At 52.4% G+C, this 11,901-nt stretch carries 10 protein-coding genes; all 10 read left to right on the top strand.

Annotated elements, in window-relative coordinates; genetic code table 11:
- The first annotated feature begins 1 nt into the window (after position 1).
- The gene (locus L383_RS14800; RefSeq protein WP_023330658.1) at positions 2-370 is read left to right on the top strand and encodes a hypothetical protein; all 369 of its coding nucleotides are present in this window, start codon (positions 2-4) and stop codon (positions 368-370) included.
- On the top strand, positions 367-750 hold the full coding sequence (locus L383_RS14805) for a phage tail termination protein (RefSeq protein WP_023330657.1): 384 nt from the start codon (positions 367-369) through the stop codon (positions 748-750). Before L383_RS14800 ends, L383_RS14805 begins: the two co-directional genes overlap by 4 nt.
- Before the next feature lie 63 nt (positions 751-813).
- Positions 814-1,557 carry an Ig-like domain-containing protein gene (locus tag L383_RS14810; RefSeq protein ID WP_023330656.1) on the top strand — a complete coding sequence of 248 codons (744 nt, stop codon included), beginning with the start codon at positions 814-816 and terminating at the stop codon, positions 1,555-1,557.
- 59 nt (positions 1,558-1,616) lie between these two features.
- Complete coding sequence (locus L383_RS14815; RefSeq protein ID WP_023330655.1) at positions 1,617-2,300, top strand: DUF6246 family protein; 684 nt, start codon at positions 1,617-1,619, stop codon at positions 2,298-2,300.
- A gap of 58 nt (positions 2,301-2,358) precedes the next feature.
- On the top strand, positions 2,359-5,841 hold the full coding sequence (locus tag L383_RS14820) for a tape measure protein (RefSeq protein WP_023330654.1): 3,483 nt from the start codon (positions 2,359-2,361) through the stop codon (positions 5,839-5,841).
- Positions 5,841-6,338 carry a hypothetical protein gene (locus L383_RS14825; RefSeq protein WP_023330653.1) on the top strand — a complete coding sequence of 166 codons (498 nt, stop codon included), beginning with the start codon at positions 5,841-5,843 and terminating at the stop codon, positions 6,336-6,338. Before L383_RS14820 ends, L383_RS14825 begins: the two co-directional genes overlap by 1 nt.
- Positions 6,338-6,808 carry a hypothetical protein gene (locus tag L383_RS14830; RefSeq protein WP_023330652.1) on the top strand — a complete coding sequence of 157 codons (471 nt, stop codon included), beginning with the start codon at positions 6,338-6,340 and terminating at the stop codon, positions 6,806-6,808. Before L383_RS14825 ends, L383_RS14830 begins: the two co-directional genes overlap by 1 nt.
- A 9-nt stretch (positions 6,809-6,817) precedes the next feature.
- The gene (locus L383_RS14835) at positions 6,818-7,210 is read left to right on the top strand and encodes an NlpC/P60 family protein (protein ID WP_023330651.1); all 393 of its coding nucleotides are present in this window, start codon (positions 6,818-6,820) and stop codon (positions 7,208-7,210) included.
- Positions 7,197-9,674 (top strand): host specificity factor TipJ family phage tail protein, encoded by a 2,478-nt coding sequence (locus tag L383_RS14840; protein WP_023330650.1) that lies wholly within the window; start codon positions 7,197-7,199, stop codon positions 9,672-9,674. The genes L383_RS14835 and L383_RS14840 overlap by 14 nt, the downstream gene beginning before the upstream one ends.
- A gap of 57 nt (positions 9,675-9,731) precedes the next feature.
- Positions 9,732-11,888, top strand: a complete 2,157-nt coding sequence (locus L383_RS14845; RefSeq protein WP_023330649.1) for a tail fiber/spike domain-containing protein — start codon at positions 9,732-9,734, stop codon at positions 11,886-11,888.
- The last annotated feature ends 13 nt before the right edge of the window (positions 11,889-11,901 follow it).

Raw genomic sequence — 11,901 nt, 5'->3', positions numbered from 1 at the left:
AATGGGGATCAAAGTTCGCGGCGCGGCACGTGTTGAGCGCAATATTGACCGAATTCTGAATGATATTCAGGGTCGAAAAATCATTCGAGCGCTCCAGTCGGCGATGATTCTGGGGGCGGCAAGAGCGGCGCTCTACACACCGATCGACACCTCAGCACTTTTAAATAGCCAGTTTCGCGAAATCGTAACTGACGGAGCAGTAATCACAGGCAGGGTGGGTTACTCGACCAACTATGCCGTTTATGTTCATGACCCGGCCAACCCGCAGAGGTTCCGTCGCTCAACTGCTAAAAAGGAATTCCTCACTCTTGGGTTTGAAGAGGAGCGATCTGCCATCGATGATGTTGTGCGTAAGGAGCTTTCACTATGACACCCATGATGCACGAACGGGTGCGAAATATGTTCGGCGACGCCGGTCTAACGACCGGTTTCACGGTGCAACAGCTGATGTTTGATGACCCAGGTGACATGTCGAAGGCGATCATGGTGTTCAGGCCAAACGGCGGCTCGAATATCCGTACAGACCTCGGCTCTGAGTATCACGTCCTGGTCGACGTAGTAGGCGCAAAAGATAAGCGCAAAGACGCACTCAATGCCGTACAGCGCATCGTCGATTACGTCCAGGCCAACCCCATGGCTGACGAGTGTGTCGGCTACATCCAGAACATGGGCGCAATTCCCGCGCCGGTGCTCACAGAAGAAGGGCGAATAGTCTTCCGATTGCAATTTGCATGCACGTTTGGCGACTAGCCATTCCCAACCAAATAACCCGCTCCGGCGGGTTTTCTTTTATACGTCAAAGAGGAGTTTCACATGGCTAATTGCCAGAACTCGAACGAGCGCCTGTTCGGCGGTGCGGTCGTGCTGGAAGTCGCCGATGGCTGCCCGGACGTCAAGCCACTTGAATCTGAGTGGAAGGCGCTGGCTGCTGGTACGTCGAAAGGCTTCGACTTCAACCCGAACTCGGTTACCTCTGATGCGGATGACGGCGGCGGCTATGTCGAGACCATCATCACCAACAGTGACTTCACGATCAGCTTCGAGGGAGAGGTTCGTAAGAAGGATAAGCTCGATCAGTATGGCATTGGTAAATTCATTACCTACTTCGCTACCGAGTTGAAAGCGAAACGCCAACCAGGTCTGTGGGTAAGGATGGATTATGGCCCGGTTGAGTTCGTTGGTTATATGAATATCAGCGCACTCAGCTCAGACGGGGGTAGTAACGACATCGTCACGTTCTCAACCGAGTTCAAAGTCGGTGACGCGAGCACTATTGAAGTGAACGAAATCACTGCAGTTGCTGTGACTGGCGTGACGGTAACCCCGACAACCAGCACCGGCACGGCGGGCGGTACCAGCACCTTCACGGTGAACATCGCACCAACCGGTGCAACCAACAAAGACTTCACTGTAGCGACTACCGACGCGACCAAAGCAACGGCCACCGCATCCGGCAACACCGTTACCGTGACGCGTGTCGCCACCGGTAGCGCGCAGATCATCATCAACACCGAAGACGGCAACTTTGTGGCCGTGCATACGGTTACCGTTACGTAACGGACATTCCAAAGGGCGGCGTGCTGCCCTTGATAATGACCGCTAAACGGAATTGACCCATGATCCCATTAAAAGAAATTGGCGAATTCCTTATTGCTGCTGGCGAAAAGGAATACTTTTTCCGTCCATCGTTTATCAATATGACTCGAATAGGCGAGCCAAAAGATATCGTTACTGCTTTCTATGATCTTCATCATGATGAAGTATCAGATCTTATAAGGTCGGCCATCAATGCCTATGGATTGGTGCCTGAGTGGCTCATTCAGCATATAAGAACAACCAGTTATGGGAAAAAAGCAATTATGGCTGCAATGACGGTGCTTTCATCCTGTTGCGACACAGACGTTACCCCATTGATTGGTGAGCTACGCATAGCCAAAACCAAAGGAAAGCCATTCAAACTCCGGCATGGGGCAATGGATGAGTTTGATATGGTTGTGATTGCGCAAGCACTAATAACGCACGGCGTTATTGGGAAAGCCAGGATAAGAAAGCTACAGCGCCATGAGAATACCAGCACGACATCTGAATTTAATGCATTCGAGTATATCAGCGCAGCCAGAAATCATTTTGGTGTGAGTCGGGATGAGGCGGAGCAGCTTACTATGACTGAGTTTCAGTATTTAATTGCTGCCAAATACCCGGACCAGAAAGGGTTTACCAGGGAAGAATATGACTCAATAGCAGAGGATTATTTAGCCAAAAAAGCAAGAAGAGTGTCGATGGCTCAGCAGGCGGCATGAGCTGTTCATTACAGTAACCTCGCTCAGGCGGGGTTTTTTATTGCCCGGAGATTAGATTATGGCTGGTACTGTCAGCGCTGGAACGATTGTTTATGAAGTTGACATGGACACCGCTGGGATCCTTCAGGGACGCCGGGATATTGATGCCGCGTTGAATGGGCTCAACGGTAGCATGGGCCGACTTGAAGCGGGATTGAACCGCACTGAGCGATCCCTGTCTTCGATTGAAGGCACTATGTCCAGCTTAACCGGCGTCGCGAAAGCGCTTATTGCTGCTCTTTCTGTCCAACAAGTTGGCGCATATGCCCAGGCATGGCAGGACCTCAGCAATAAGCTTGCGAACGCCGTCAGGGATTCCGTACCGCCGTTTGAAACACTGGCTGATGTTACAGAGCGAGTTTTTGACATCTCTCAAAAAACTCGCTCAGGTCTCGATGCCACGGCCACTCTCTATGCACGTCTCGAGCGATCAACACGGAGTTATGGTGTCAGTGTTGATGACATTACCAGGCTGACAACCATTATTAACCAGGGTTTCGTGGTCTCAGGGGCAACAGCCGAGGAGGCAAGTAACGCAATCATTCAGCTTGCTCAGGGTCTGGCGTCCGGCGCTTTAAGAGGTGATGAATTTAACTCTGTGAACGAGCAGGGTAACCGGCTCATGATTGCTCTTGCTGACTCCATGAATGTCAGCATTGGGGCACTCAGAAACATGGCTGCCGAGGGCAAGTTAACCACTGATGTGATCGTGAATGGATTGCTCTCTCAGGGCGATAAAATTGGGCAGGAGTTCGCTAAAACTACCGCCACGATCAGCCAGTCTCTTGAAATTGCCAACAACAATATCACGAAATTCTTTGGCGAGAATGCCACTGTAAAAACTGGCGTCAAAATATTCAGTGACTCAGTCATTTCTCTAAGTGAAAACCTGGGCGTTCTAAGCACTACACTCACGATTGTTGCCGGCGTAATGGGTTCGCGGTATGTCGGTGCGCTGACTATGGCTACCTCAGCGAAAATCGCTGATATCGCAGCATCCCGTCAGCAGGTTGCAGCAGACAATCAGACGGCACAGGCTGCTCTGGTAGCCGCTAATTCTGCTCAGCGTAAGGCTCTGGCTGATAAAGAGGCCGCTCTTTCGTCTCTCGCGCTGGCCCAGGCTGAGTATAACGTGGCAAAAGGTAGCGCTGCTGAAATGTTAGCGCTTGATGCCCTAATAGCTGCAAAAACTCGGGCGACCACCGTATCTCTCGCTCTTGCTGAGGCTGAAACAGTCCAGGCTGCCGCATCAGCAAGAGCGGCGGCAGCGGCACGTGCAGCATCTGTTGGTATTGGTCTTGCTCGTAATGCTCTTGCCCTCATAGGTGGTCCAGCGGGGGCGGCTATGCTTGCTGCCGGAGCTATCTTCTATTTCTGGCAGAAAGCTCAACAGGCAAAAGAGGAGGCTATCGCCTTCGCCGATGGTCTGGATAAGCTCAACGCCGCCATGAATGCAATGTCGAACACGCAGCTGCGTGGGGCTATTGCAGATGCCAATAATTCTATTCGAGCTCAGAAAGAGGATGTAGCAGATCTGCAGAGTGAAGTTGACTCGCTGAGAGACAGATATCAGAACTTTACCCCGGCAGCGCAGGAAGTTGCTGAATCTATGGGGCAAGGTGCTGATTTCGCCCGTCAACAGGCGGAGGTGTCTGATGAACTGGCGCGTAAGACGCGAGATCTTGAGGCCGCAAAGGATAAATTATCCCGGACAGAAGAAACTGCGTCAGAGGCGACACGCACACTCACGAACAACATGCTTACGGCGATGGGCGTTCATGATCAACTCATCGAAAAATCCTGGTCTCTCGAGCAAGTTCAGGGTGCGGTAGCGAAAGCCTTTGGTGATACAGCTGATGAAATAAACCGGGCCAATCAGGCAGGGAAGAATTTTGATCCGAAAGCACTGCAAATTTCTCCGGCCACGAAAGAGGGCGATAAGCTCATCCTCAATCTTGAGGAGCAAAACGAACTTCTTAAAATTCAGGATGAGCGACAAAGAGCCGTTGTTAAAGCTCAAATGCAAGCCGCCAAGGTAACTGATAACAAGAATCAGATATCATCAGCTGGAAAGCTTGCTGGAGAAAACTACGACCTGCAAAAGGCCGAAGAAGCCAGAAAAAAAGCTCAACAAGAGAGTGAGCAACAGGGGAAAAAATCAGCGTCTTCTGCTGAATCTGTTGCTCAGAAGCTGGCGAACCTGAAGCAGCAAGCCGAACTGGCGGCGGGGTCAACTCAAGAACTCAGCAGAGAGCAGGCCATGCTTAATGCCGAACAATCTCTTGGGAAAGGCGCAACTCAGGCCCAGATCGCACAACCCCGTCAGTATGCTGCAGAGAAATGGGATACGGCCAATGCCATCAAGGCCGAGGCAGCCGCGCAGAAGCTTCTACCAGAAGCGCGCGAAAACGCCAGCTATAAGCAGGATGTTGATGACCTGAAAACCGCTTTGGCGGCCAAGAAGATTAGCCAGGAGCAGTACGACAAAACTGCTGAGCGGCTTGAGGCCAATCATCAGGCGAATTTGGCGAAGATACGAGCTCAACAGGTTGTAACCCCGCAGCAGTCCGCTAAGGGTGAGGTAGATCCGGTTCAGAGGCTTGCTAACCAGCACGCTCAAGAGTTGGCGTTAATCCAGCAGTTTGAAAGCCAGAAGGGGCAGCTAACCCAGCGAGGCCTTGAACTGACGAATGCGGCCAACAGGAAGTATGAGCAGGAGAGGATTGCAGCTCAATGGGAGATATTCAGAAACCAAAATGCCGGGACGGAAGCGCTGGCTGCTTCAATCGACGCGCTGGCAGGAAATGCTTCCAACGCGTTAACGGGAATTATCACCGGTAGCATGACGGCCAGTGATGCAATGCGCTCTCTTGGTAGCACGGTTCTCAACAGCCTGGTTAATACCTTCGTGCAAATGGGCGTGGAGTGGGTCAAGTCAGCAATTATGGGATCGGCGGCACAGACATCGGCCATTGGAACCGTAACGGCAGTTCAGACTGCAGCGACTGGTGTTCAGACGGCGACGAGTGTTGCTGCAGCTGGGACAGTGGCGGCGGCATGGACCCCGGCGGCGATCCTTTCCTCAATAGCCTCAATGGGTACGGCGGCGGCGATCGGTCTCGGCGCGGTAGCGGGCGTTATTGGCGCTAACTTGCTCGGCAAGCGTAAGAATGGCGGCCCTGTATCGGCTGGCGGGATGTATCAGGTCGGCGAAGGCGGCATGCCTGAGATTTACCAGGCCAGCACCGGAAAGCAGTACATGATTCCGGGCGACAACGGCAAGGTGATCAGCAATAAGGATATGCAAGGCAGCGGAGGAATAAACGTTGTTTTAAACGTTCAGAACTATAACGGTTCATCAGTGGATGCGCAGGCAAGCTCTGATGGCAGTGGAGGTCTTACCATCGATATGGTCATAGCCGATCTGAATAATGGTGGGCCAATGAGCCAGGGGATAACCACCAACTTCAACGTCAAACGCACGCCAAGGGGGCAGGGCTGATGCCAATTATCGACTATCCCGACTGGCTGCCGCTGGCGCAGAAGGCCAGCAAAAACATGACGCTCGATACCGGGTTCCAGACCGATCAGCCAGCGGTCGGCCCGGCTATCTTCGAGAATCAAACCGACGACCTGAAGGTGACCTGGTCACTTACGTGGATATTCACGCTGGCGCAGGAGCGCGCATTCCAGCAATGGTTGCGCAGCCCGAACTATCTCAACCGTGGCCTGAACTGGTTCCGGATGAATATCAACCTGGGTGGTAGTGGCCTGCAATTGCAGGAGCTTCATTTTACGCAGATGCCGGTGCAAACCAGTATCGACGGCGGGGTGGTGACCTGGACGGGGACCGTTATTGCGAACCACCTCTACAACGCCGACGACGAATTCGACGACATCATTGTTGAGCTGCCGCCGCCGTGGGATTCGTGGCTGGATATCGTTGTCACTGGTTATCCGGATGGGCGCGATCCGGAATCACTACCGAGGATGCCGTAATGCCGAGCTTCAGGGAGTATAAACAGCAGCGCCCGACGCGCGGTCTGTACGACACCATCACGTTCTACCATCCATCCTTTGGCTATGTGCGCCTGGTCGATAAGCAGTTCTTCCCGAAGACCCTTGGCGGCCAGACGTACACGCCAGCGCGCTTTGAAATCGAAGAGAGTCAGCAGAGCGGAACGCCGGTGATAGACGCGACGGTGAAGCTTGGGCGGCTGTCGTCGGATATCAAAGCGCTGATGAAGCAGTGGAAGGGAACGGCCCGTCTGACGGCCATCACGGCCACCAGGCAGATCTTCGACAGCGGCGACGTGTCGGTACCGATTAAGTCCTGGCAGCTCTACGTCAAAACGGTCGACATCGACGCCGACGCCGCATCGGTCACTCTGTCTGTGACCAACCCGCTCAATAATAATATTGGAAAATTATACGATCCCCGCGAATACACTGGACTCCAGTACCTATAAGGCACGCGCATGACTAAAGATGAATTTATCCGGCGGTTTATCGGCGTGCCGTGGGCTAACCGGGCCTGCTCGTTCGAGAAGGTGGATTGCTGGGGCTTGTGCGTGCTGTATTACCGGCACGTTCTCGGAATTGAGCTGCACCAGACGCCGGACTACGAAGCCGGTGAGGACTTCTTCACCTGCTATCAGGGTGATGTTGTTTTCTGGCGCCCGGTCGATAAGCCGGTCGAGGGCGGGATATTCGTCGGGTATCGCGGCGCGCAACCGGCACATGTTGGTCTGGTGCTGAACAGGCAGGCACTGCACTCGCGTGGCGAGAACGGAAGCGTACGCATGGACTCGTTGCTGGTCATTCAGCGGGCATTTACAAAGGTGGAGTATTTTTCGTATGGCGTTGATTGAACTCCAGCGTTTCCCGGGAACGCCAAAAGAACGCTACAGGGTGCCAAATGGCACCCTTTTTTATGACTGGCTTGCGGCCAATGACGCTACCTTTCACCGCGATCTACTGATCGTCCGCAACGGCGTAAAGTTGGGTGATGACGACGAACTGGCGTTTGAACTGAGCGAACTGGACAACGTCCAGATTTTCGACCAGCCAAAGGGTATCGTCGGGGACATCCTGAGCCCGATCTTTAAAGTGGTGGGGCAGGTATTTTCGTTCCTGGCGCCGAAGCCAGCCATCGCCAACAACGGCGGTAATACCGTCGACTCGCCGAACAATAGCCTGACCGGTCAGACAAACACTGCGCGTGTTTACAAGGCAAAGCCGGACATCTACGGCCAGATTCGTTCGTTTCCGGACCTGATCCAGGAATCGGTTTTCGAATACGTTCACCAGACGTCTACGGATGGCGGCCTGAAGTACGTCACCGAGTGGATGTGCGTCGGGATCGGCAAATACGATTACGAGTCTGTTCGCTACTCAGAATCGAGTCTTGGCTCTTTGGCCGGTGCTGAATTCCAGTTCTTCCAGCCTGGCGAGGTAATCCCTCAGATCGTAGAGGGCTACGGGTTCGATGACGTTGACGGTCAGGAGGTTCCCGGGCAAAACGAAGCCAGCGATTTCCCTGTCGAAACAGCAACGGCAACCACTGTAGTCAGCGGCACGTATTCCGGCGGCCAGATTGCGATGAAAATCAAAAAGCAGGCCGAGTTCGATTACTTCATGGGCCTGATTCTGCCGCACGCTGTGACTTTCACCATCAACGTGACATACAGCACTGCATCCGGCAGCGTTACCACTGACGCGACATTCTCAGGCACGCTGATCTCCGCCGTTGAAACTAACGACGGTGCAGTGGTGAATCCGGTGCGCTGGTACACGTTTACGATGAACCAGCTGGAGGGGCCGCAGGATATCCCGGCGAATGCCACGATCAACACCACGAAGTTCATCCTCAACGACAATGAGGCACTGGTGGTCGGCCCGTTCTTCTCCCCGGTCGAGTCGACGCAGCTGTGGTTGCATACGCAATCCAGCCTGGGCGGGAAGAAAGAGACGAACTGGAAAGTTGTCATCTGGAAAATCGACGACGACTACAACCAGGTTCCGGGCACGCAGCAGACCTTCACGTACAGGCAGACGACGCCGCACCAGTCGACCAGCGAAGTGTTCTACCGCACCGACAAAATCACGCCGACCGGTGGCTTCGGGAAGTACGCGGTCAGCTTCCAGCGCACGGACAACTCCGGCGACGCATCACTGCTGAAGGTCGAAGAGATCCACAGCATCAACATCCGTACGAATGTCGTTCACCCGACCGACACGCTGGTACGGGTGAAGGTGAGGGCGACCGAGAACGCTCTTGGCAGCCGCGAGCGCAAATATAACGCGCTGGTGACGCGCCACACCATCACGTACGACCTTGACACACAGGCGGTGGATTACACGCTGCGGCCGTCGCGATCGTTTGCTGATGCGGTAGCTCACACATGGCTGATTATGGGTGAGCAGCCCGTTAGCAGCATTGACCTGTACGGGCTGTACTCAATCGCCGAAAGCCTGCCTGATGAACGGCTGGGTTACTTCGACTACACGTTTGACGATGAGAATGACTCTCTCGGTGACCGTGTCCAGGCGATCTGCAATGCGGCTTCAGTGGTAGCGTACTGGGATGACGGCGTGCTGACGTTCACCAGGGATCAGAAAGTTGATTACCCGGCGGCCGTATTCAACCGGGCCAACATGAAGACGGACGAGTACAAAATGACGTACGAGGCTACTCTTCCTGGCGGCTACGACGGCGTGCAGGTGTCCTACGTTCACCCAACCACGAACAACAAGACGTACATTAACTACCAGGTCCTGAACGGCTCTATCGTCGAGCAGGAAGCTGAGAACCCGAACAAACTGGAGATCGTCGGTTTTCGTAACGAGTACCAGGCACGGGAGCGCGCGCTGCGCGAAACTAAACGCCTGATCTACTCCAGGGTGAAGATGAACGCCAAAGTGTTTGAGGATGGAATCATTCAGGTTGGAAGCGTCATTCAGATGCCTGACATCTACGACAGTAACCAGCAACAGGGATACATCACCGGTCGTGCCGGGAATAACTTCGATACCAGCGAGCCGATCACGTTTACTGGTTCGATGTATGTGCTGGTGACCGACAGTCTGGGTAATCCCACGTTGCGCTATCCGGCGACAGCCCGCAGCGACACGAAATACGGATTCACCGCGGCAATACCCAACATTCAGCTCAACATATGGAACGGAGAAACTGTGCAGCTCCCGTCACGCTATCTCATTGCGACAGTGGAGGAACTGGACAGTCAGCTATGGACAGTCAACAGCATCAAGCCGAACACCGATAACACGGTATCTCTTACAGTCGCGGAATACAGCGACGCCATCTATCAATAAGAACCGTCCCGACCAACCAGACCCGGCCACCGCGCCGGGCTTTTTTATGGAATAAATATGGCCACGCAACCAACCAATCTGCCAGTACCAAGCGAATCTCCGTTCGATTTCAAATTTAACGCAGGGAAAATTGACGAGTTCGTCACTTCGATGGGATGGACCTACACTGATCGCTTTGATCAGAAGCACTACACCATCGAGGGCATCAATTACCTCGCGCAGCAGGCCATGAGCGCCTTCGGTTACGTTATCCTTACCGGGAAGACCTTCACCACCGGCGCGACAATCAACAACCCGAATGAGGTGCTGCTGAACACCGCCGACGGTGAGTATTACAAATGGACTGGTTCCTTTGCCTCCGGCCCGAAAGTGGTTCCAGCTAACTCAACCCCAGCCAGCACTGGTGGTATTGCGCCTGGGGCGTGGATTGGGGTAGGGGATTCTTCTCTGCGTGCTGCGCTGGCGGCTACAGGCGGGGCTGGGTTGGTTGGATTGTCGGTAGGATCTGTCTATCCTGCTGGTACAGTCGGTTCTGCCATTCAATACCGCACTCCTCAGATGTATGGTATTGAACCAAGCACCACAAACATCATTGGCTCCGGTCTGGATGCTATGTTTGCCGCCGGAGGGGATATTCGTTTCGAGAAGCCAGGGACATACATCACTGATAGAACATGGGTACTTAGAAGCGGAACCCGCTTGTGGGTTGGTCAAGGAGTAACAATCAAGCTTGCTAACGCTTCAAACGTACCGGTATTTAAGAATTACGCCTATGCCAACTCGGGAACAAATGACTCCTTCATAGAAATTTGGGGGCCAGGCACAATCGACTATAATGGCGCAAACCAGACTGTTGTCGGTCTTGGATCTATGGCGTCAATCCTTAAAGGAATAAGCAGCCTTAAAATTGGCGGTGGTATTAAAGTTATTAATGCCAACAAATATGCCTGGCTGATATGTAACATCACCTATCTCACGGTAGATGGTCTTAATTTTGACACTATCAGCGACGGCCTGCACTGCCAGCCACCAATCCGCCATGCCTACATTCGTAATCTTAAGGGGAAAACTGGCGATGATATGCTGGCATTTACTATCGGTGATTATGCTAACTATAACATTAGCGAACCAGGAGATTTTTCAAATATTGATGTTGCCGGGTTATTCTGCGAAAGCTCGTTATGCGCTGTGAAAATGACCGGTGATGGCACGGGTAACTTTGTCCGCTTCCGTGTTTCAGGAATCTATGGTGACACCCTGCACTCTGTTTTCCGCATATGGGGTGATACTAATCTGACGAAAACGATTGTTAAAAATCTTACTATAGAGGACATATATGCAATCCCAGGGGCAGCGTACAGCACTGTAGAAATTGATGACAGAGGTTTTGGTGCATCAGGTTACAGTATTGAGATTGACGAAATTCATATTAAGAATGTTTATTCTACAAATATAACTCTTGAAACTGTCAGATTTGCTGGTAGCTTCGGTTCTGTGATACATAATGCGATTCTTGATGGGTTGCCGAGGAGTGCAATTATTGCGTTTGGTGTTAATAACACAACTACTGCTGTTGACAATTTGACCGTAAAAAATGGAAATATTATTTTCCCTGATAATGCAAATGCGGCGGTTGTTGTAAATCGTGGAACAATTACGAACTTGAACATTGAAGATGTAGTGTGCAATTTTGTAAGCACAAACTATGGACAGGTCGCTAGATTGATAGCAGGTTGTACTGTGACGCGGTCTAACTGGGTCAATGTATATCAACTGCGTGGTCAGCGCGGGTGGAACCACATTACATCGGCAATGACTGGCAGAACAGAACTTAACCTAGTTAACTATACCTGCGATGGTGATGGACGTATCGCCCAGATAACTGGATCAACACTTACCATTAGGATGTCTAACTGTCGTCGCATTAATGATAGCGGCGCTCAGACTGCGTTCTTCGCAAGCGGCGGAACTATAACCCTTTCTGGTAGTATTGAAACCGGTTATAACACAATAGGAGCAAACTCTGGCGGTGTAATTAAAACCACGCCAGGCGTTCACAATATCCCATGTAACGTTGATCTTCTTACGTCTGTGGATGGTGCAAGCGTACATAATCTAAACGCCTCTCTTTCCTGTGGGGCTGGAAGGATATTGGTGCAAACCAAGGTATGGAAAAACCTTTTCTCTGGGGCTACATATACGAGCACAATCTAATCTAAAGGGCCAT

This window comes from Enterobacter sp. MGH 37, from assembly GCF_000534515.1.
Taxonomy (GTDB): Bacteria; Pseudomonadota; Gammaproteobacteria; order Enterobacterales; family Enterobacteriaceae; genus Enterobacter; species Enterobacter kobei.
Note: the sequence above shows the minus strand (reverse complement) of the source record. Positions and strands in the feature narration are given on the sequence as shown.

Bases quoted from the DNA above. Each gene is read 5' to 3' on its own strand.
- L383_RS14800 (WP_023330658.1), top strand. From the start codon at position 2: ATGGGGATCAAAGTTCGCGGCGCGGCACGTGTTGAGCGCAATATTGAC.
- L383_RS14805 (WP_023330657.1), top strand. From the start codon at position 367: ATGACACCCATGATGCACGAACGGGTGCGAAATATGTTCGGCGACGCC.
- L383_RS14810 (WP_023330656.1), top strand. From the start codon at position 814: ATGGCTAATTGCCAGAACTCGAACGAGCGCCTGTTCGGCGGTGCGGTC.
- L383_RS14815 (WP_023330655.1), top strand. From the start codon at position 1,617: ATGATCCCATTAAAAGAAATTGGCGAATTCCTTATTGCTGCTGGCGAA.
- L383_RS14820 (WP_023330654.1), top strand. From the start codon at position 2,359: ATGGCTGGTACTGTCAGCGCTGGAACGATTGTTTATGAAGTTGACATG.
- L383_RS14825 (WP_023330653.1), top strand. From the start codon at position 5,841: ATGCCAATTATCGACTATCCCGACTGGCTGCCGCTGGCGCAGAAGGCC.
- L383_RS14830 (WP_023330652.1), top strand. From the start codon at position 6,338: ATGCCGAGCTTCAGGGAGTATAAACAGCAGCGCCCGACGCGCGGTCTG.
- L383_RS14835 (WP_023330651.1), top strand. From the start codon at position 6,818: ATGACTAAAGATGAATTTATCCGGCGGTTTATCGGCGTGCCGTGGGCT.
- L383_RS14840 (WP_023330650.1), top strand. From the start codon at position 7,197: ATGGCGTTGATTGAACTCCAGCGTTTCCCGGGAACGCCAAAAGAACGC.
- L383_RS14845 (WP_023330649.1), top strand. From the start codon at position 9,732: ATGGCCACGCAACCAACCAATCTGCCAGTACCAAGCGAATCTCCGTTC.